At 43.4% G+C, this 21,577-nt stretch carries 20 protein-coding genes; 13 read left to right on the top strand and 7 right to left on the bottom strand.

Annotated elements, in window-relative coordinates; translation table 11 throughout:
• Nucleotides 1–92: 92 nt before the first annotated feature.
• Entirely contained in the window at nt 93–1,052 is a 960-nt protein-coding gene (locus FBB35_RS01660) for a glycosyltransferase family 9 protein (RefSeq protein WP_174708207.1), read from the bottom strand.
• A 69-nt stretch (nt 1,053–1,121) separates the two neighbouring features.
• Between FBB35_RS01660 and ispD the strand changes: the two genes are divergently transcribed.
• The 3 genes from ispD (at nt 1,122) to FBB35_RS01645 (ending at nt 3,152) form a co-directional block, all read left to right on the top strand.
• A complete protein-coding gene (gene ispD / locus FBB35_RS01655; protein ID WP_174708206.1) occupies nt 1,122–1,805 on the top strand; it encodes a 2-C-methyl-D-erythritol 4-phosphate cytidylyltransferase in 684 nt (227 codons plus the stop codon).
• A 221-nt stretch (nt 1,806–2,026) separates the two neighbouring features.
• Nucleotides 2,027–2,563, top strand: coding sequence for an SMC-Scp complex subunit ScpB (gene scpB / locus FBB35_RS01650; RefSeq protein ID WP_174708205.1), 537 nt, complete (start codon nt 2,027–2,029; stop codon nt 2,561–2,563).
• A gap of 241 nt (nt 2,564–2,804) precedes the next feature.
• A complete protein-coding gene (locus FBB35_RS01645; RefSeq protein WP_012411319.1) occupies nt 2,805–3,152 on the top strand; it encodes a DUF760 domain-containing protein in 348 nt (115 codons plus the stop codon).
• A gap of 188 nt (nt 3,153–3,340) precedes the next feature.
• Here the strand turns inward: FBB35_RS01645 and FBB35_RS01640 are convergent, their stop codons facing one another.
• Nucleotides 3,341–4,549: an HhoA/HhoB/HtrA family serine endopeptidase gene (locus tag FBB35_RS01640; protein ID WP_174708204.1), complete on the bottom strand. Its 1,209-nt coding sequence runs from the start codon at nt 4,547–4,549 to the stop codon at nt 3,341–3,343.
• 344 nt (nt 4,550–4,893) lie between these two features.
• On the opposite strand from FBB35_RS01640, the gene FBB35_RS01635 reads away from it, so the two are divergent.
• Entirely contained in the window at nt 4,894–5,787 is an 894-nt protein-coding gene (locus tag FBB35_RS01635; protein ID WP_174708203.1) for a M23 family metallopeptidase, read from the top strand.
• 128 nt (nt 5,788–5,915) lie between these two features.
• Here the strand turns inward: FBB35_RS01635 and FBB35_RS01630 are convergent, their stop codons facing one another.
• Complete coding sequence (locus FBB35_RS01630) at nt 5,916–6,950, bottom strand: isochorismatase (protein ID WP_174708202.1); 1,035 nt, start codon at nt 6,948–6,950, stop codon at nt 5,916–5,918.
• Between the two features lie 481 nt (nt 6,951–7,431).
• Between FBB35_RS01630 and FBB35_RS01625 the strand changes: the two genes are divergently transcribed.
• The 4 genes from FBB35_RS01625 to FBB35_RS01615 are packed head-to-tail and all read left to right on the top strand — an operon-like array spanning nt 7,432 to nt 11,237.
• A complete protein-coding gene (locus FBB35_RS01625) occupies nt 7,432–8,055 on the top strand; it encodes a (2Fe-2S)-binding protein (RefSeq protein ID WP_174708201.1) in 624 nt (207 codons plus the stop codon).
• On the top strand, nt 8,042–9,025 hold the full coding sequence (locus FBB35_RS01620; protein WP_174708200.1) for a xanthine dehydrogenase family protein subunit M: 984 nt from the start codon (nt 8,042–8,044) through the stop codon (nt 9,023–9,025). The genes FBB35_RS01625 and FBB35_RS01620 overlap by 14 nt, the downstream gene beginning before the upstream one ends.
• On the top strand, nt 9,022–9,687 hold the full coding sequence (locus FBB35_RS34140) for a hypothetical protein (RefSeq protein ID WP_254625785.1): 666 nt from the start codon (nt 9,022–9,024) through the stop codon (nt 9,685–9,687). The genes FBB35_RS01620 and FBB35_RS34140 overlap by 4 nt, the downstream gene beginning before the upstream one ends.
• Nucleotides 9,582–11,237 (top strand): xanthine dehydrogenase family protein molybdopterin-binding subunit, encoded by a 1,656-nt coding sequence (locus FBB35_RS01615; protein ID WP_254625784.1) that lies wholly within the window; start codon nt 9,582–9,584, stop codon nt 11,235–11,237. The genes FBB35_RS34140 and FBB35_RS01615 overlap by 106 nt, the downstream gene beginning before the upstream one ends.
• A 124-nt stretch (nt 11,238–11,361) precedes the next feature.
• Here FBB35_RS01615 and FBB35_RS01610 read toward each other — a convergent pair whose 3' ends face one another.
• The 3 genes from FBB35_RS01610 to FBB35_RS01600 form a co-directional block, all read right to left on the bottom strand.
• Nucleotides 11,362–11,844, bottom strand: a complete 483-nt coding sequence (locus FBB35_RS01610; RefSeq protein ID WP_174708199.1) for a DUF3368 domain-containing protein — start codon at nt 11,842–11,844, stop codon at nt 11,362–11,364.
• Nucleotides 11,834–12,088: a UPF0175 family protein gene (locus FBB35_RS01605; protein WP_174708198.1), complete on the bottom strand. Its 255-nt coding sequence runs from the start codon at nt 12,086–12,088 to the stop codon at nt 11,834–11,836. Before FBB35_RS01605 ends, FBB35_RS01610 begins: the two co-directional genes overlap by 11 nt.
• A gap of 188 nt (nt 12,089–12,276) precedes the next feature.
• A complete protein-coding gene (locus tag FBB35_RS01600; RefSeq protein ID WP_174708197.1) occupies nt 12,277–14,790 on the bottom strand; it encodes a tetratricopeptide repeat protein in 2,514 nt (837 codons plus the stop codon).
• Nucleotides 14,791–14,926: 136 nt separating this feature from the next.
• Here FBB35_RS01600 and FBB35_RS01595 point away from each other — a divergent pair, with 136 nt between their 5' ends.
• A complete protein-coding gene (locus FBB35_RS01595; protein ID WP_174708196.1) occupies nt 14,927–15,187 on the top strand; it encodes a hypothetical protein in 261 nt (86 codons plus the stop codon).
• A gap of 177 nt (nt 15,188–15,364) precedes the next feature.
• Here FBB35_RS01595 and FBB35_RS01590 read toward each other — a convergent pair whose 3' ends face one another.
• Nucleotides 15,365–15,736 carry a hypothetical protein gene (locus tag FBB35_RS01590; RefSeq protein ID WP_174708195.1) on the bottom strand — a complete coding sequence of 124 codons (372 nt, stop codon included), beginning with the start codon at nt 15,734–15,736 and terminating at the stop codon, nt 15,365–15,367.
• 634 nt (nt 15,737–16,370) lie between these two features.
• Here FBB35_RS01590 and FBB35_RS01585 point away from each other — a divergent pair.
• From FBB35_RS01585 to FBB35_RS01570, 4 genes are all read left to right on the top strand, one after another.
• Nucleotides 16,371–17,045: a DUF4142 domain-containing protein gene (locus FBB35_RS01585; protein WP_174708194.1), complete on the top strand. Its 675-nt coding sequence runs from the start codon at nt 16,371–16,373 to the stop codon at nt 17,043–17,045.
• A gap of 152 nt (nt 17,046–17,197) precedes the next feature.
• Complete coding sequence (locus FBB35_RS01580; RefSeq protein ID WP_174708193.1) at nt 17,198–17,341, top strand: hypothetical protein; 144 nt, start codon at nt 17,198–17,200, stop codon at nt 17,339–17,341.
• Between the two features lie 313 nt (nt 17,342–17,654).
• Nucleotides 17,655–18,797 carry an XdhC/CoxI family protein gene (locus FBB35_RS01575; protein ID WP_174708192.1) on the top strand — a complete coding sequence of 381 codons (1,143 nt, stop codon included), beginning with the start codon at nt 17,655–17,657 and terminating at the stop codon, nt 18,795–18,797.
• Between the two features lie 320 nt (nt 18,798–19,117).
• The gene (locus tag FBB35_RS01570; protein ID WP_174708191.1) at nt 19,118–21,472 is read left to right on the top strand and encodes a response regulator; all 2,355 of its coding nucleotides are present in this window, start codon (nt 19,118–19,120) and stop codon (nt 21,470–21,472) included.
• Nucleotides 21,473–21,577 lie beyond the last annotated feature (105 nt).

The raw sequence follows: 21,577 nt of genomic DNA, 5'->3' as shown, positions 1-21,577 counted from the left end.
GTTTTGCGGTCATTCAACAAACGCATGACTACATCATGACTACATTTAGATATCCAATAGACTAATTGCAGAAATTGGGACAAACAGCTGGTTTAGCCACCCCAGATTTTCTCTAAAACTGCGTTTGGTGAAACATCCGCTGTTTTTCCCGTGGGGGATGCAATAGCTAGGAATTTCTCGTTTTTCGGCAACAACTTAGCTGGATCGGTAGGCCCAAATAGGGCGATGGTATAGGTTTGGACTGCAACACTCAGTTGTAGTGCCGGACTATCAGTAGACAACATCAAATTTGCCCCGGCAATCATCGCAGTTAACTTGCCAATATCATCTGGGGCAGTCACCTTAATATCTGGAGAAGACCCCAGAAGCGATCGCACAAACTGTTCATCGCCAATTCCCTTAACAACCACCACAGGTAGGTCAGGCTGCTTGTCTTGGAAGCCTTGAATAATTTGATGCCAACTTTCTACAGGGTAGATTTTATCCAGTTCTTGAGCCTGAGATAACTGCCCAGAACTGGCATGAATCAAGATATAGCCTGTTTCATGAATCCCTAAACGTTTCTGTTCCTTTTGTGCCCACTCAATATCTGGTTTTGGCACATTTACTGCTAACTCTGGGACAGGGCTATTTATTTCCAATGGTTGCAGCAAATCGTGATATGCTGCCGCCACATACTGGGATGCTTTAAATGGCACAGCGTGGGTCAGAAAAACCGAACCATTGCCTTTGTAGCCAATACGTATGGGAATTCCAGTCAACCAGAGCAAAAGACTAAGCAACCAAATTTGCTTAACAACAATGACAACATCGTATTCGCGATCGCGAATTGTCCCCACCAAGTTACCCCAATCTGCCAGACTATTACGGTCGTTAAAATCAAAGTTCAGCACCTCGTGAACTGACTTGCTCACTCGGTAGGCAGCCTTTGACCGGGGTTCAACAACGACATCTATCTGAGCGTCAGGGTAATTGCGCTTCAGGTCATCTAGAGTCGGAAAGAAGAGAATTTGGTCGCCAATTCCGCCAGGTACAAGGGCTACTACTCGCATAATATTTATTGACGCTTACTCGCTCCCTATTTTAGGGGAAAATATATAGCTTAAAGATTGAGGAATTCTGTGTATTTACTAATTCCAGCTGCGGGAATCGGAAAAAGAATGGGTAGTAACCGCAATAAACTCCTGCTAGTCGTGCGATCGCAACCAATTATTGCTTGGACTCTATTAGCCGCAGAAGCTGCCAATACAATCAGTTGGATCGGGATTATTTCTCAGCCTACCGATTGGCCTGACTTCAGAGCAATTCTCGCCAATCTCAAGCTCACTAAACCAGTGGAATTGATTCAAGGCGGCTCCACGCGTCAAGAATCTGTTTACAATGGCTTGCAGGCTTTGCCAGTAGCCGCAGAACAAGTGTTGATTCACGATGGCGCTAGATGTCTCGCCACACCAGATTTATTTAACTCTTGTGCCCAAGCCATTCGCCACTGCCCCGGTTTAATTGCTGGTGTACCGGTCAAAGACACCATCAAAGTTGTCGATCAACAAGGCATAATTCAAGAAACACCCGACAGACAAAAATTGTGGGCGGCACAAACTCCCCAAGGATTTGATGTCAAATTGTTGAAACAGTGCCACGCTGAGGGAGTCCGTCAAGGTTGGGAAGTAACTGACGATGCCGCTTTATTTGAAAAGTGCGGCATCAAAGTCCGAATTGTCGAGGGAGAGGAGACAAACTTAAAAGTGACTACTCCACAAGATTTAGCGATCGCAGAATTTATTCTCACAACTAGGGGTGTTTGAGGAATAGGGAATGGGGGGCAGGGAGCAGGGGGAGCAGAGGGGCAGGGGGAGTAGGGGAAGAAGAACTATTGATTCTTGAGCCATGCCCAATGCCCCATGCCCAGAGAGTATCAAACAATATTTTGACAATTTACGATATAATGCCACACACTTGTTGATTGTTAGTTGTCATGTACTAATGACCAATGACTAATGACTAATGATTTATGACTAATGACTAAATGATTACAGCCACAGCGACGAAGATAGAAGCAATTCTCTATTTAAAGGGTAAACCCTTGTCGCTCGGCGAAATCGCCGAGTATGCAGCGTGCGATCGCGCCACTGTCAAAGAAGGCATAATTGAACTCATGGACAATTATGCCCACCGAGATAGCGCCCTAGAGGTAATAGAAACCCCTGATGGTTATAGTTTGCAACTACGGTCTGATTTTCAGGATTTAGTGCAAACTATGATACCAGTAGAATTGGGTGTAGGTGCATTGCGAACCTTAGCTGCGATCGCCCTCAATAGTCCCATACTCCAGAGCGACTTGATTAACTTGCGTGGTTCAGGAGTATATCAACACGTTCCAGAACTCGTAGAACTTGGTTTTATCCGCAAACGCCGAGACAACGATTCTCGCTCCTACTCACTCCAAGTAACCCCAAAATTTCATCAGTATTTCCAAATCGAACAACTCCCACAAATACTTTCCAACAACCAAAAGGAAGAACAACTAGAACTAGAACTAGAGGGAGTAGGGAGTGGGGAATAGGGAATGGGGCAGGGGCATGGGGCATGAGGAAAACGAGGGAGACAAGGGGGAATTATTGAATAAAGTCTCTTCCTTGTCTCCCCCTTCTTCCTTGTCTCTTCTTCATTCCCAATCCCCAATCCCCAATCCCCAATCCCCAATCCCCAATCCCAATCCCAATGGCTTAATACCCGTAGTGAATGCGCTAGCCTTGTACTATGGTTTAGAGTAGAGTTAGCAATTAAGCTAAATAAAACTGCCAATGGTGTTTAATCCTGACTTTTTAAATGACAACTCCGAGGAACACCCTAATCAACTTCTTTCTGACCACGCTGAGGAATACCCCAATCAGTTACTCAAATATCTACAACATCAGTCTCCTGATGTTCTAGCGAGGATTGCTCAATCCGCCAGCCCCGAAATTAAACAAATCATCTCGCAAAATGTCCAAGGGCTAGTGGGAATGCTCCCTGCAGAAAATTTCAACGTCCAAATCACAACAGATCGGGATAACTTAGCTGGGCTTCTAGCGTCGGCCATGATGACGGGGTATTTTCTGCGCCAAATGGAACAAAGAATGCAGTTAGAGCATTTGTCTAATGGTCAATAGTCAAACATTCCGGGACTATTGACCAAATAATTCGTAATTCGTTATTAAGAGGGTACGACCTAGCACTAAAATATTCTGATTGGGTGGTAAATAATATAGTGGAAAGTTCAAGCTTCCACCGACAGCACAACTTTAACGAGTCCGTAAGCCTCTTGTAACTACGAATTACGAATTACGAATTTTTCTCACTACTTTCTTTCAGGATAAGCTCCTGATTGTACTTTGAAGGTTTGAATTTTCCCGCTACGATTGACCTCGATAGCTATTATGTCCCCAACTTTGCTGGACTCTACCAGCTTTTGAACTTGGGCCGAGGTTTTGACTGGCTTCCCGTTAACTTTTTGAATCACGTCTCCAGGAAGCAATCCTCCGCGCTTGGCTGGGGAATCGCCTGTGACTCCTTTAATCACAATCCCAACATCCTGCTGAATGTTCAGTTGATTTTCTTGATTAATCTGCTGTTTCTTGATGGGAGAAAGGTCTGCCATTTCAACACCCAAGAAGGGATGTTCTACACGCCCTTTGGTAAAAAGTTCATTGGCAATGCGGGCGGCGGTTTCAATGGGGATCGCAAAACCGAGTCCTTGAGCATCAGCGCGGATGGCAGTATTAACACCAATCACTTCGCCTTGAGCGTTTAACAAGGGGCCACCGGAATTACCAGGGTTAATTGCGGCATCAGTTTGAATAAAGGTGACTCGCTTATCTGGGACACCAACTTGAGTGCTAGTGCGATCGGTAGCGCTGACGATGCCAATAGTGACAGTATTATCTAAACCTAGAGGATTGCCAATTGCGATCGCCCACTGTCCTGGTATTAAGTTTTGCGAATTGCCCAGTTTCACAGTTGGTAAATGATTCGCTTTTATTTTCACCACTGCCACATCTGTCACAGAATCAACTCCGACCACCTTACCCTCTAAACTTCGACCATCCTTGAGGGTGACTTGTACTGTATCTGTATCTGCTACTACATGAGCGTTAGTCAGTAATTCCCCATCCTCGCTCAAAATAAATCCCGATCCTGTACCGCGCTCAATCCGTTCTTCGGGAATTGGTTGCTCATCCTCTCCAAAGAATCGCCGCAAGAGCGGATTTTTTAATGCGTCAGAGATGGGATTGGCGACTTTGCGAGTGGCATTAATTCGCACCACAGCCGGGCCAACTTTTTGCACTGCCGTCGCAATAAAATTCACATTATCGCCTCCAGTAGCCCCAATTGCTCCATTAGGAGAATTTGGCACTACAGATTCTGGAGGCGAAGCCATTGTCACATTTCTTAACTGTTGGAATGAGGGATTTTGTAGTAGGAGATAGCGACTGCCAAACAAACCTGCACCACAACCAAATACCACTAAGAACAAATAAACACCTAGTTGCTTTAAAGATACCTTCATAACAATTCTGCTTAAGGACAACAATGCAGTTGCTAATTTCTAAGTGTAGTCAAGCTAACGGCAAGTGGACAGATCAATTTACGAGGAATTAAGTATTGGGGATTGGGAATGAGGAATGGGGAATGGGAAATGGGGAATGGGGAGCAGGGGAGACAAGGAAGAGGGGGAGACAAGAGAGACTTGTTCAATAATTCCTCCTTGTCCCCCTTGTCTCCCTGCTCCCCCTGCCTCCCCTGCCCCACTTCGGCTACGCTCAGTGACCACCTGCCCCCTGCTCCCCGATCTCCCCACTTCCCACACTCTCCATCTAAAATTTAAAGTTAATGCGCTCTTGATCTGTATACATGACTTTACCCTTTCGTCAACTGTTTCTCTGTAGCCTAGTTAGCGCCTTGGGCCTAGTAAGCATACTGCCAAACTTGAACAGTGCTAACGCTGCTGTAGGTGGTTGCCCGATTCCAGCCCTATCTCGCTTCCAACGCCATAAAGTTGTTCGTGGCGAAACTTTGGAGAGCATAGCGCAGCGCTACAATCTCATACCTACAACTATTATTGGCATGAATCCAGCTTTGCAGAATGGCGCGGTCGCAGCCGTTGGTAGTGTGCTTCAAATTCCTCCCTACAATGGGATTGTAGTTGAAGTACCTCGCGGTCAAACTTGGCGACAAGTGGCAGCACAATACAAAGTTCGTGCTGATAGCCTTTTTGAGGTGAATGGCTGCCAACAAGACCCCAGAATCGTGTTTGTTCCGGGGGTAAATTGGTCGCCCAATGGTGTTGTAACTAAGTCTCCTTTACCTACTGATGCAGGTACGCCAAACCGTGCATCCCTGTCTGGATATCCCTTGGCACAAGTTGCAAATGTAGGATTAGCTTATGGATGGCAAATTAATCCGGCGACAGGTGAAGTTTTCTTCCACAGTGGTGTTGACTTATTAGCACCAGTTGGTAGTAATGTGTTAGCGATCGCTCCTGGAACCGTAGCCTTTGCTAATGACCAAGGTTCTTATGGCAAGTTGGTAATCATTAACCACAGTGGTGGGCTTCAAAGCCGCTACGCCCAGCTTGACAGTATCAAGGTTACTGTTGGTCAGCAAGTAAAAAAAGGAGATTTACTAGGAACAGTAGGCACCAGTGGAAAACCAACTTCCACCCAACCGCATCTTCATTTTGAAGTGCGTTCTACCTCATCTTTGGGTTGGGTAGCGGAAGACCCAAAAGGTTATTTAAAGAAATGAGGAAATGGGGAAATCAGGGGGGTAGGGGAGGCAGGGGGAGCAGGGAGACAAGGAGGACAAGGGGGAATTATTGAACAAGTCTCTCTTGTCTCTCCCCTCTTCCTTGTCTCCCCTTCATACCCAATTCCCTATGCCCAATTCCCAAATTCGTTAGATTTAATGATGTGCATTCCTGCCTCTGCAAACCTTGCAAATGCTGCATCTGCCTGTTCTGTATAGTCCACAATATTTGGAACAACAACGGGGGAAGTGCAATCTTCTAAGAGATAAATTTTTTGAGCAAGGGTAGCATCTACCTGTTTAATTTCTGTTAATAAATCGTCAATTGTCCAGGCGACGCAATGACTTTTAGCTTGACCACCAATAATAACATTATCAAATTCTAAAAGTTGCTTAATCAAACGGGTGTTTTTTTGACCAAGTGGACGTTGTTCAAAATCTTCCAACACCTCTGGACGTAAGATCGAATAGTTTTCTGTTAAAGGATTTTCACCCTTGATTTCAAATTGTGTTTGGCTTTGACGAGCAATACTATGGAAAAATATTGCTTCCTCCACCGATGAAACTAAAGCATGACCAATACCGCCCAACATAGAATGATAAGGCCAAATTGTGAGAGGATATTTACCATCTTGGCTGAGTTTTCTAACGTAATGATAAGCGTGTTTTTCTAATAATTCATAATCCCCATTAGTAATACTGTCAGCAACCGTTGGGTTAACCTTCCAGATACCTTGTTCGATATCTGCTAAAGTGATGTTAGTCGCTGCTGGAGTAGGATGTTCTCCGGCAGCATTCACCCAAAAAATAGGATGGAAGATTTGCGTTGCTGTATGGGTATCTAGAGTAGGTACAATTTTTGTAATTACTCCCAAGTTGCGATAGATAAACTCACACAATCTGACGTTATCATTCACCGCCTCATTCCCAGATTTTCCACCTACAAATAGTTCAAAGTTGGGGATACAAAAAGTATTTTGGACATCAATTAACAATAAGCAAATACTGTTTGCGTCTGAGGATGCTGGTTTGATGTCGTGTTGTTTTACCCAAGTTTCAGCTGCTGCGGCGATTTGTTGGTAAGGTACACGCCAGACCTCTCCTACTTTATCGGGGTTAAAGTGTGGGGGAATTGGTAATTGAGTTGTTGTTTGGGTGTTCATAATTTCAGCTTTTCGATTTTATATTAGGATTTACTGACATTCAACGAATTCTTCTTTGAGCAAAGCACGATTTCGGATGTCATAGGTTGAGCAGTAATATTCTACTCAACCCTAACCTCCAATTATTGATACAGCAAATAAATAAAAATATTCTTAGTTCCAGAACAGGATGAGAAGTAAGTGGGCGTAAATAATTGTCGTTGTGATCAGGCAATAAGCAATAGGAGATATATATAAGGATTTCAGCCTAGTTTATTTTTCTTTACATAGGTTGATTTTATTGTGCAAACTTACTTAACTAGGGATGATACTTATGACATAAATCTTGTGATAGAGAGACGAGAACAAGATGAAATTGTATTCTGTTAACAATGTTATTTTGAGGTAAATATTTATAAGGTAAAAATGATTTTTACTAAGAATTTAAGCTAGAAGAATTACTGAATATTATTACTCAACAAAAGCAGAATGGAGTAAAAAGATGAAGTTTCGGCTAAGACGGCGTAGATTAGGTCAATTGATGCTCGTCAGTACAGTAGCGGCTACGTTCAGTAGTTTTGTAGAGAAAACTGTGGCACAAACATCGGCAACAAAAACTACCCCCATGCTGAAAAGTTCGATATCTGAAACTATGCAGGTGACGCTACAGGTGAACGGAACAAAACATAGTTTGCAAATTGAACCGCGTGTTACCTTACTTGATGCACTTCGTGAATACATAGGGCTAACTGGTAGTAAAAAAGGTTGTGACCACGGTCAATGTGGTGCTTGTACAGTGCTGGTTGATGGACAGCGAATTAACTCCTGCCTGACTTTTGCCATCATGCACACAGACGCTGCCATTACAACTATTGAAGGTTTGGCGCAAGGAGACAATCTGCACCCGATGCAAGCCGCATTTCTTGCCCGTGACGCATTTCAGTGCGGTTATTGCACACCGGGACAAATTTGTTCGGCGGTGAGTTTAGTCAACGAAGGACACGCTAAGTCAGATGACGAAATTCGGGAATTGATGAGTGGCAATATCTGCCGTTGCGGTGCTTATCCAAATATCGTGGCTGCTGTCCGCGATGTCTTAGAGGGAAAAAAAGATGCAGCCGTTTAACTATAAAAAAGCGCGACAAGCGGAAAATGCCGTGGCATTGGTGACTCCAGATGCCGAAGCCTCGTATCTTGCCGGTGGTACTAGCCTAATCGATTTGATGAAGTTGAATGTGCAAACGCCAACAGAGTTGGTTGATATTAACCCACTGCCATTAAGCAAGATAGAAATGCAGAGTAACAATCTACGGATTGGAGCAATGGCACGCAATAGCGATGTTGCTTATGATGCAATAATTCAAAAGCGTTACCCTGTGCTGTCAGAAGCGTTGTTGTCTGGGGCATCACCGCAACTGCGAAACATGGCAACAGTGGGCGGAAATTTGCTACAACGTACCCGTTGCTACTACTTCCGCGATACTTCTATGCCCTGCAATAAGCGCGTTCCCGGTTCCGGTTGTGCGGCAATTGAAGGTTACAACCGGATTCACGCAATTCTTGGCGGTAGCGATCGCTGTATTGCTACTCATCCTTCTGATATGGCGGTGGCAATGGTAGCACTTGATGCGGTTGTACAAACACGCGGGCCGAATGGAGCGCGGAGTATTCCGCTTGTAGATTTTCATCTTGTCCCTGGCGAGACACCCGAACGGGAAACAGTTTTACAACATGGAGAGTTAATTATTGCCGTTGACTTACCTGCTTCACCCAATGCAAGCCGATCGCACTATTTGAAAGTCCGCGATCGCGCTTCTTATGCTTTTGCAATGGCATCAGTGGCGGCGGCGCTAGATATTCAAAATGGCATTATTCGCTCGGCACGTATTGCCCTTGGTGGGGTAGGGACAAAACCCTGGCGTGCCTACGATGCAGAAAAAGCGCTTTTGAATCAGCCAGCAAATCAGGCAGCATTTCAAGCAGCAGCAAATGCAGCCGTTGCTGGAGCTAAACCTCAAAAATACAACGGGTTTAAGGTCGAACTGGCTAAACGCACCATTGTTAAGGCGCTGACAACAGTAGGAGGGATGGCATGAATGCAGGGGATACAAATATAGTTGTCGGCAAACCACTCAACCGAGTTGATGGTCGTTTGAAGGTGACGGGTGAAGCACGCTATGCAGCAGAGTTTCCAGTCGCAAAAATGACTTATGGAGTCACAATTCAAAGTGCGATCGCTAAAGGTAAAATTGCCCAAATTGATACAAAGGCGGCGGAGCAAGTACCGGGTGTATTAGCAATTATTACCCACCTCAACGCGCCCAAAGCTGATGGAGAAAAGGGCGGCGGTCATAAGGTGCAAGTGTTACAAGATAACATTGTGCTGTATAGCGGTCAGCATATTGGTGTCGTCGTTGCCGATACCTTTGAACGAGCGATGTATGCTGCCTCACTTGTACAAGTTCGCTATAACGAAGAGAAACCTACCATCAATATGCGGGATAACCTCGCTAAGGCATACTTTCCTAAAGGTAAAATCCCTAGAGAGGAATCGCCCGATTCATCTCACGGCAATGTTAACCAGGGACTAGCAAATGCTGCTGTGCGCGTCGAGCAAACCTATACACCACTCCAGTGGAAAATCACAATCCGATGGAGCCTCATGCCACAACAGCAGTTTGGCAAGGCGATCAATTGCTGTTGTATGACGCAACTCAGGGAATATTTTCGGCTCAACAAAAAGTTGCGGAGGTATTAGGAATTAAGCCTGAGAAAGTCCGCATTATGTCTTACTTTGTGGGCGGTGGCTTTGGTTGCAAAGGGTCGGCTTGGTCGCACGTACCACTAGCAGCGATCGCAGCACGACAGGTAAATCGCCCAGTCAAATTAGTTCTGGGACGGATACAAATGTATGGGCCTGTCGGCTTCCGACCAGAGACGATTCAACAGGTTTCTTTGGGTGCTACCCGCGCAGGAAAATTAACTGCACTCCGACACACTGGCACTTCCCAGACTTCAACTTTTGATGAATTCATTGAACCTGTTGCTAAAACTGCACGCATGATTTACGCTTGCCCGAATATCGAAACTAGCCATCGTCTGGTTCAGCTAAATCAGGGAACACCAACCTTCATGCGGGCACCAGGAGAAGCTCCTGGGTCGTTCGCTTTAGAGTCGGCAATGGACGAACTGGCTTATGCGCTCAATATCGATCCGGTAGAATTACGGCTGCGTAACCACGCTGATGTCGATCCTAGTAAAGGACTGCCTTGGTCGAGCAAGTCACTCATCCAGTGCTACAAGACAGGAGCAGAAAAGTTTGGCTGGCAAAAGCGCAATCCTCAACCCCGTTCAATGCGAGACGGCAATTATTTGATTGGTTGGGGTATGGCAACGGCTACTTATCCTACCAATCGTTCTCCAGCATCAGCGATCGCTCAGATTATGGCAGACGGTACAGCCGTAGTGCAAAGCGGTTCTCAAGATATTGGTACGGGTACTTATACTGTCATGACTCAAGTTGCAGCTGATGCGCTTGGTGTACAAGTTGAGAAAGTTCGCTTTGAACTAGGCGATACTAAGATGCCAGAAACTCCCATTTCCGGTGGTTCGCAAACAGCAGCTAGTGTAAGTTCGGCTGTACATTTAGCGGGCAATCAAGCTCGCAGTAAACTTTTGCAACTAGCACTTGCCGATCAAAAATCGCCGCTTTATAGTTCAAAAGCTGAAGATGTGATTGCCCAAAATGGTAGCTTTTTCTTAAAAAATAAATCGTTTGTAAGCGAAACATATCAAGCAATCTTGGCACGACATGGAATGAAAATGATCGAAGCACGTGCAGATGCCAAGCTGGGAGACGAACAAAAGAAGTTTTCAATGCACGCATTTGGATCGCAATTTGCCGAAGTCCGCGTTAACCCTGATTCCGGCGAAGTGCGAGTAACGCGCTGGGTGGGAAGCTTTGGTGTTGGACGCATCCTCAATGCTAAAACAGCCAACAGTCAACTCATTGGTGGGATTGTCTACGGTATCGGTATGGCACTGATGGAACACACGCTTATAGACCCGAATCTCGGACGCGTTATCAACCATGATTTAGCTGAATATCATGTACCAGTAAATGCAGACGTTCCTGATATTGAGGTGTTGTTTGTCGATGAACACGATCTACATATCAACCCGCTTGGTGTCAAAGGGATTGGTGAAATTGGTATTACCGGCACTGCTGCGGCGATCGCAAACGCTGTTTATCATGCCACAGGTAAGCGCATTCGTGATTTGCCAATTACACTAGACAAACTGCTGTAAAGCATTGGGCATTGGGAATTGGGAATTGGGCATGAAGGGGAGACAAGGAAGAGGGGGGAGACAAGAGAGACTTGTTCAATAATTCCCCCTTGTCCCCCTACTCCCCCTACTCTCCCTGCCTCCCCTACTCCCCTGCTTGTTGTTTGAGTAAATTGACCAAACTATCGGATAACCACAAACCAGCGTCACGCAAAGCTTGAATTCCAGGAGATATGCTTGGGATTAGTCCACGTCTTTTTGCTAATATCAGCAAACCTCCTGTTCCGATAGTAGTAATACCTAAAGCTTGACCACAACGCCGTGCTGCCCTATCGTCAACAATAGCGGCACAGTCTGAATTTTTTAGTGCCAAACTCAATACTTGTGATTCTCCCTTTCCCAAATCCCAAGCTGCTACAACAGGCGCAATAGGATTAACTTCTACTGTTTGTATCCAAGAAATACTGGGTAATTGTGTTGATGCGACATCATCTTTTGTTGTGACTTCTTCAAAAACACCGAATGGAACTAAAACTTCTGTGAATAATTGGGGAATTAATTTTGCTTGCTGACTTTTCAAAAGAACAATCAAAGGTGAGGAGTTAATAATTACACGATTAATCGACATTTGCCAGTTCCTGGGCTAACTCTTGGGCAGTATATTGCATAAAATCTACTTGGTAGCGTGATAAAGCATTAATAAATTCAGCACGAGTTAGCCCAGCAATCTCTGCTGCTTTTGCTTGTGAAATGTCACTTAATTCATACCATTTAACTGCTGCGGCAATTCGCATTTCTTGGATAAATTCTTCTGGATTTTTACGAAGTGCTGAAAATACTGTTTCTGGTAATTGGATTGGTACTGTTCGCATAATTTTATCCTCAAATTTGGCGTTTGGAGTTTGAAACCGCAAAGCGATGTCTACGCTCTATTCTTTACTGTACTTTGGTTATGAGAGGAAGATCGCTGTTAAGATTTGAACTACAACTGTTGTGTGGTATCAGTTTGGTGTGATTTTGGGATAAAGGGTGCGATCGCGTAGCGTGCCGGAGGCAATCGTTAACGATATGCTTCTCTTAAAAATCTTGCATAATTTCCCCGAACCATCATTGTAGTGGGATGATCTACACCTAAAGTCTGCTCACAAATTGCTAAAGCTTGCAGATACAGGGGTTTAGCTTCGCTGTAGCGTCCTGTAGAACGGTAGAGTTCTGCGAGATTGTTCAGGCTAATGGCGATACTAGGATGGTTTTCTCCCAATAAGTGTTTTTTAAGTTCTAAAGCTTGCTGATAAAGGGGTTCAGCTTCGCTGTAGCGTCCTGTAGATTCATAAACCAATGCGAGATTGTTCAGGTTAGTGCCGACATTGGGATGTTTGTCTCCCAGTAAACTTTTCCACAGTTCTAAAGCTTGCTGATACAAGGATTCAGCTTTACCGTAGCGTTTTGTAGAATAATAGAGTCCTGCGAGATTGTTCAGGCTAGTGGCGACATTGGGATGCTTGTCTCCCAGTAAGCGTTTTTCAAGTTCTAAAGCTTGCTGATAGAGGGATTCGGCTTTGCTATAGCATCCTGTAGATTTATAAAGTACTGCGAGATTGTTTAGGCTAATGGCGACATCGGGATGGTTGTCCCCCAATAAGCGTCTTGTCAGTTCCAAGGCTTGCTGATACAGAGGTTTAGCTTCGCTGTAGCGTCCTGTAGAATAATAGAGTCCTGCAAGATTGTTCATGCTTAGGGCGATATGGAGATGGTTGTCTCCCAGTAAACATTTTCTCAGTTCCAAAGCTTGCTGAAAAACAGGTTCGGCTTCGCTGTAGCGTCCAGTAGAACGGTAGAGTTCTGCAAGATTGTTCAAGCAATCAGCAACATGGGGATGATTGTCTCCGACTAAGCGTTTTGTCAGTTTTAAAGCTTGCTTATACACAGGTTCAGCTTCGCTGTAGCGTCCTGTAGAATGGTAAAGTTCTGCAAGATTGCTCAGGCTAGCCGCGACACCAAGATGTTCTAAACCAAGACGATTTTCAGCTACTTCTTTACATAGTTTGTACCAAGGTTCTGCTTGCTGATAAAGTCCTTGACCTTTATAAAACCAGCCTAAGCCTATGAAAGGCCAAATTAAATCCTCGTCGCTGAGATATTGGGATAGGTGGATTGCAACTTCTGCAAGGTGGGGAATATGTGGAGTGAGGTTGAAAATATCTTCACGCTTAGGCAGTTGAGGAATTTGCTTTGCTACGTTTAACATCATGGCTGCAAAAGCAGTTTTCACTTCATCCGCCTCACTTGACTCATCCAACTTCATTTGGAAAAATTGCCGAATCAGTGGATGTAGACGATATATTCCTTTAGCCTGAGATTGTAATAAATGCAGTTTACACAATTCAGCTATAGCTTTCTCATAGAGTTCTTGTTCATCATCTTCTATCCGCTCAACAAATAACGGAATATCAGCCAAAGCAAATAAACTCAGCCCACAGCTTAATTCTTGTGCATTTTCATCCAACTGTTCCCAACTCAATGCAAAAGCTTCAGCCACACCATATTCATAACGCATCAATGGGTTAGCCTTGGCTACTGCTTCGTGTTCCAGTCGCTTTTTCTCTAGCCGTTTCAGCAGTTTATCCAGAGACAAATCTGGCATTGTATCCAGATATCGCCCCACTAACTCTAACGCCAAAGGCAAATATCCCAAGAATTTACAAATTTTTCTCGCAACCCAAGGTTCACTTTGAAGCCGTTCTCTGTCAACCAGCGATTTTAATAATTTCATCGCCGCCAATGGTTTGAGAACACCCAAAGGTAATTGCGGCAAAGTTCTATCAAACCCCAGGCGCGTTGTCAGCAATGCTTTAAACTGGGTTGATTCTGGGGGTAGATAAGGCTGAACCTGTTTTTTGTAGTCGGTGACATCATCAAACACCAGCAGCACTTCACCTTGTTGCCAATTTTCCCAGCAGTCTCTCAGCCTATCTGCTAATTCCCAGTCATCCCGTGTAATGAGTTTAAATTTCAATTCAGCAAATCTGAGAATCTGAATTCCGACATCTATTCCCTGTGCTGATAACCAGCAAACCCCACCTTGATAATTCTGCAAATGCTGTTTGGCGTATTGAGTAGCGAGTTCAGTTTTACCAACTCCACCCATACCCGCCACAGCTACAATGGCAACTTGCCGAGATGTTTGTAATTGCTGGTGCAGGTTTTGTAGTTCCGCCTCACGTCCCACAAATTTTTCAAATGGGACAGCAGGGGGAATATTTTGATGGATTTCTTTAATTGTGGGGCGAACATCTTGCCCGCCATTATATTTGTTTGTCAGACAAGCCCGTAACTTTTCTAGCTTACCTCGACTATTAGAAGTGGCTAATTCAGGATAATTCTTGGCGAACTTGTCATACACCTCAGCCATCCGCTTTTTGAAAGCAGCTGCACCAATGTTTAATTCGCTGGCAAGTTTCGCCTCACTCTTACCTGAGTTTTTAGGCTTCAAACGCTCTACAAAAGCTGCGGTTTGCTCTGGGGATAAGCTATTAGTAGCAGCTTCATTGGCTAGAAAATCAGCCCATTGCATAGACAGCTTGTGAGATTTCTTCTCAATTCTACTTAATTTCTACTTTCTCTCTACTTTGTCTCCATTTCTAGGGAATCTCCTCTTCTTCTGGCAGAAATACGATTTGCTTAGTAAACATTTAGAAGAGATTCAAGCCATGAAAACTGCCTTAACAACTCCTGTTACCTCCAATCAAACCACCCAAACTTCGCAATTAATCACCGCTTCGCCAACATCGGTAGAGAATCCATCTAGTTGGATGCGAGATGGATATAGCCCTACTGAAATTATTCTGGCGGCGGCAATTTTAACTTCATTGTCGATTGGGGGAATTGCTTCTGTGATTGTGGCGATTACAGGTTTAGTTAAAACTTTAGTGCCTGTGATGGTAAGCCCGACAAGGGAAAAAAAGAAGTAGTCAACTTAGAGCCAAGGCGAATGGAATGTTATAGTATCGCTGAAGCGTGAGTATGAAGCGGCATCGATTCGCTCTAATTATTGCTGTAAGACAACTTGGTAGAGAAATATGAAAGGCAAGCAAAGGCGTTTCAATCTTAATCAAGTTGATTAACTGGCGATCGCTTCCAGCGTGCGGTTACGCGATCGCAACTGCCTTTTTACGAGAAGGACGTTTGCGGTCTGATTTTTTCTTCAATCCCACTGCTTGGGCTTGATCGCTATCTGAGCCATATTGCCCGCGCACGACTTCTTTCATCGCTAATACAGCGTTATGAAATTCCCATTCTGCTAATCGGGCAGCATCAGCAGCAGCCCGGTATAAAGCTAGTTTCTCAGTTTCGGTTTGTTGAGAAATCAACATCGTCTGATAAACTTCCTGTAACTTTGCTGATGAGGCATCAACACGGGTTGTATTGTAGGTGCTGACGGTTTGCAAACCGTGGAATGAGCTAATATCTTGACTAATGGTTTGAGGACGTAAACGGCGTGTTGTATCTTGGATAGTCATAGATGTATAAGTAATACAGTGTATATTTAATGTACCCATTACAACTTAAAAGCTATCAGTAAGATAAATTTAAATAGATATTTGGTGAACAATAATTTATAGACGCAAAAGCGCGTAGTGAGACGTTAGCGTAGCGGGCCCAGTCAGTCGAATTTCGTGTCTTTACATTGCATTGTGAATGTATCAACTTGCATTGTGCATGTATGGGCTTACATTCTGAATGCATCAATTTGCATTGTAAATGTATCAACTTGCATTATTAATACATCGGCTTGCATTGTGAATGCATCGGCTTGCATTATCAACACATCGGCTTGCATTGTGAATGCGTCTTACGGAGTAAGTTTCAAAACACACCTTAGTTAGATTCTCTATGCTAAATTGTCGTGATACTATTCGGCTTATTCCTGTTATTGCTTAGTAGGAGGCAATTATAGAGATCGGTAAACGCAGTTTTTAATAAACTGCTTTCGCTTTGAGACTAGAGCAAAACGACACTACAGCAATGAATCCAGATTATCTGGGGTAAATATTTAAATTTAAACTCGTCATTAAATTAGCGATCGCACTTAACTATCCGATCGCGACAGTTTTGCGTTTCAAAATACACTTTTATTTAAGGAAAGCGTTGATTATGTCCAACTTCAAAATATTTTCTACTGGTTTAGTAGCGATCGCTTTATCTGTCGCAACTGGTTGCACACCAACTACTCCCCGTGACCAAAATACATCAGAAGTTCCATCTGCTCAGTCTGTGCAAGCAACTGAAAGTCCATCTCCAACGGCTTCCCCAACTGTGTCACCAACCACATCAGGGCAAAATAATCTCAGTTCTTCAGACAGACAATTTATCACTGAAGCGGCTCAAGGTGGTTTAGCAGAAGTTCAATTAGGACAACTTGCATCACAACGTGGAACTAGCAATGTAGTCAAACAATATGGACAGCGTATGGTTCAAGATCATACCCAGGTCAACGCCCAACTCAAACAGTTGGCAACTCAAAAAAGTGTCACGCTACCAACTAGTATTGGCAGCAAAAATCAGCAAGTCAAACAACGTTTATCTAGGCTTTCTGGTACTAACTTCGATCGCCAATATCTGAATCAGATGCTTCAAGATCATGAGAAGGATGTCGCAGCATTTCAAACTGAAGCTCAACAGGGACAAGATCCAGATGTGAAAGCATTTGCAGCTCAAACGCTACCAACCCTGCAACAACACTTGGAAGAGGTTCGTTCCATTGTTAATCCTGGTGGAACTTCAAATAGCAGCCCAACTAGCACCCCAACTCCAACCAGCACCCCATAAATCCCAAATTTCATCATTAAAAAACCACAAGAGCAAAAACTAATAACCTTGATTTACGAAGCCGCACAAATAGGCAAAACAATCTCTCTACCTCCTGTATCATCAGGACTGGATGCCACTCGTGGTCACGCTCCTAGAATGCTTCATTAAAATTGAAGCGTTTCTTAAATGCAGAGGAACGCATTAGCATTGCAGAGGGATGCATTGGCATTCTAGAGGGATGCATTAGTATTGCAGAGGGATGCATTGGCATTGCAGAGGGACGCATTGGCATTGTAGAGGGACGCATTAATTGAACTTAGTACAACATTTCATTAATTTGTAGCGAATTTCCTGCGCTTACCTTTGCGCTCCTCTGCATTTAAATAAAATTAAACCTTCAAGCAGTTCGTTAAAAAAATTGACTTTCACAAATAGTTATAGCTCAACAAATTTTAGTGAGCATCAAAAACTACCTAAAAGGTTGGGTTTCGTTCCTCAACCCAAGCAACAATTATCCTTAAATAAAGTGTATTGAGTTATAGCCTTAACTAAACTCTATTAGTTTTAATTGTCACTATTTTATGCTCAAGCTTCAAAACTACTATAAATAGAAAAATAAACAATCAAATGAATGAATTACAAGCAATTTTAGAAGGCTTTGAATCCAGTCAAGAAAGTGGTGAAATCACTTTTCTTGCCACTGTAGTTAAAACTCAAGGTTCAACCTATCGCCGACCGGGTGCTAAAATGTTTATGACAAATACAGGTCGGATGATCGGAACAATCAGCGCTGGTTGCTTAGAGAATGACGTATTTGAGTATACTCAACAACGAATGTCAAACGGCAAACCAATTCTTGTGACTTACGATCGCACCGCCTCTGAAGATATTCTTTGGGGTTTTGGTTTGGGATGCAATGGGGTAGTACAAGTTCTCATCGAAAGGCTTGAGAGAAAAAGCATACCCAATGCGATCGCTTTTACACAAGAGTGCTTCCATAAAAAACATTTGGGTATTATTGCTACAGTCTTTGCTTTTGAAGGCGAGGTAGATGTGAAACTTGGGTCGCGCTTACTGCTGTATCCAAATGGTAAAATTGTCACTGACATTAAAGATCCAAATTTAATTGAATCTCTAAGTGCAGATACTCAAGCGGACTTTGTTAATCAAAAGTCAAGCGTCAACAACTATCAGTTACCTTTTGGCAGTGCAGAAGTTTTCATCGAAGTCATTCAACCACCCACACCTTTAGTAATATTTGGTGCAGGTTATGGCGCTGTACCCGTAGCAGAGTTTGCTCAAGCATTAGGTTGGGATGTTACTGTAGTTGATTGTCGAGCTAATGAGACAACTAGAGCGCGATTTCCTCTAGGTTGTGATGTGATCCTTAGCAATCGAGACATTATACATAAACAGATTTTTATAGATGTTCAAACAATAGCTGTAGTGATGACGCATAATTATCTTGACGATCTAGAAATTTTAAAGATGATGCTACCATCTTATGCACGTTATATTGGCGTTTTAGGAACAAAGCCTCGCACAGAAAGATTGCTGCAAGATTTATCCATCAAAGGGATAGTTCCTACTAGTGAACAATTAAATAGATTGTATAGTCCTGTTGGTATTGATATCGGTGCAGAGACACCAGAAGAAATAGCGATCGCCATCATTGCAGAAATTCAAGCAGTGCTAAGAAACCGCAATAGTAATTTTTTAAAAAATCGTAATCAACCAATTCATAAAAGTTATCAAGACAATTTTAATTGATGACTAGCTACATAGTGCTTATCTGTTATGATATTCACCCATAAGCAATATATAAACTGAAACACCAAGCATAGCTATTATTCTCGCGGCGGGTACACCAAAAAACCTGTTGCTTGATTAAGGAAGTCGTTTTTTGCATCACATTGCAGAAATTGCGATCGCTTCAGTTTGTAACCTGTGGTAATCGAATGTCCTTGAAGTTAATTTTTCGATTGCTTGATGTTCATCGTGATGTATTTACTGCTTATAAAGCCAATTTGGTTTACATCTTTGTTTAAGTCCCAATAGGATTTCTATATGCAAAAAAAGGTAGTGTTGCGATGAGAATCTTGCTGATCGAAGATGACGAAGTTTTAGCAAGTGTTTTGTTGCAGTCTCTTACCCAACAACACTATGCTGTTGAAATAGCAGAAGACGGACAAATTGGTTGGGAATATGCCCAAGCGACGAAATACGACCTGATATTAACAGATGTAGTATTGCCGAAAGTGGATGGTATTACTTTATGTCAGCGCTTACGTTCTAGTGGCTGTTCCACTCCTATTTTATTGATTACCGCAAAAGATGAAACTAGCGATCGCATTCGTGGACTCGATGCTGGAGCAGATGATTATCTAATTAAACCTTTAAATTTGAGAGAATTTCAAGCAAGGGTACGCGCTTTATTACGTCGCGGCGATACTCCCCGTCCTCCAGTGTTAGAAGTTGGAGCATTGCGTTTAGATCCTAGTATTTGCGAGGTAACATACGACAATCAAGTTCTGGATTTGACACCTAAAGAATATAGTCTGCTGGAGATATTACTGCGGAATCCATTGCGGGTTTTTAGTCGGGGAGATATTATCGAACATCTTTGGACATTTGACGATCCACCCCAAGAGGAAACTGTGAAGTCCCATATTAAGGGGTTACGACACAAGTTGAAAGTAGTTGGAGCCGTAGACTGGATTGAAAACGTTTATGGTTTGGGATATCGCTTAAAATCCCAAAAAACTACTAGTAGTGAAAATAGCAAAAGAGAAATAACTCAAAAAAAACCAGTTCAAAATTCCTCCACATCCGATACATCTCCATCCATCGAACAGCAGTTTAAGCAAGCAATGAATGGGTTGTGGAGTCAATACCAGGGGCTAATGACACAGCGAATGGAGGTGTTGCAACAAGCAGCAGCAGAACTCTCTAGTGACACACTAACTATACAACTACGTAACTCGGCTGAACGGGAAGCACATAAGCTAGCCGGTGTTTTGGGAATGTTTGAGCAAGAAACAGGAACTCAAATAGCGCGGAAAATCGAACAGATTTTAGCCAAAGAAGGAGATTTATTACCAGCCCAAAAACGCCAATTGCGATCGCTAATACAAGAGTTAGGCGAATTGTTAAACCTGATGGCACAAAAGTTAGTAGATCAAACTGCTACCTCCATTGAAGAAAAGATAAGTCCTAACTTATTGCTGATTGACCCTGATTTACAATTGGGTTCACAATTGCAACAAGTCGCATATTCTACGGGAATGCGTTGGCAGCAAATAACAACCTTAGAAGGTGCAAAAAACTTCTTGCAAACTACATCACCAGATTTAGTAGTGCTAAATGTAGATGAGATTGGGCAGCGAGAGGAAACTTTAGCATTAATGTTGGACTTAGCAACGCACACTCCTCCGATACCTGTACTGGCGCTAGCTGTTAGCGATCACCTAGTGGATCGTGTAACTTTGGCTCAGTCTGGGGTGCGGGGTTTTCTCCTCAAGCCTATCACCGCAAGTCAAGTTTGGGAAACTGCCTCTCAAATATTGCAGTTTACCCGTTCTTTAAAAGTAAATGTATTAGTAGTTGATGATGATCCACTGATTTTAGCAGCGCTAGACCCAATGTTAGAACCTTGGGGAATGCGAATCACCGGATTGGACGATCCCTTACGTTTCTGGGAGGTATTACAATCTACTGCACCAGATTTGTTGATTTTGGATGTGGAAATGCCTCACATCACTGGTATAGAACTTTGCCAGGCAGTTCGCACAGATCCGCAATGGCAGGAATTGCCAATTGTCTTTCTAACGGCTCACCGAGAGATAGAAACAGTGCAGCAGGTATTTGCTGCTGGCGGAGATGATTATGTGGTTAAGCCTGTTGTGGGAGCAGAACTGCTGGCAAGGATTACCCATCGCTTAGAACGTAGCCGCTTACTCCAGTCGCTCTCTACCAAAGATCCCCTAACGGGACTGGCAAATCAATTTCAGTCTAGCCGCGACTTACAGCGCCTGATTGCTCAAGCCGAGAAAAATCAGCAATCAGTTAGCTTAGTAATATTGAATATCAGCGATTTACGCCAAATTAATATCCAGTACGGACATGAGGCTGGTAATCAAGTATTGCAACGATGGAGTCGTCTATTGCAATCGGCATTTTGCAGTGGCGAAATATTGGGCTATTGGGGTAACGGAGAATTTGTGGTGGGAGTTTCTGGATTTACTGAAACCGCAGACACAGAGCAGCTTGTCGTCAAACATCGCCTCAGTGAAATTTTAATTAAGCTTCGCCAGCAAGTATTTACAGCTTCAAATGGCGATCGCTTCCAGGTAACTTGTAACTTTGCTGTGGTTGAGTATCCTAATGATGGACTAAAGTTACAATCTCTATACCAAGTTGCTAATTCTATGTTGAAGCAGAGCTAAAAGGCAATAGGCAATAGGAAAGAAGGCTTTTTGAGTATTGGGTAAAAAATGTATTCAAAACCTTTCCCCATTTCCCTTTCCCCTTTAACCCTCAATGATGCTGAT

The sequence above is a fragment of the Nostoc sp. TCL240-02 genome, assembly GCF_013343235.1.
Classification (GTDB): domain Bacteria; phylum Cyanobacteriota; class Cyanobacteriia; order Cyanobacteriales; family Nostocaceae; genus Nostoc.
This window is presented reverse-complemented; position numbering and strand designations above follow the sequence as displayed.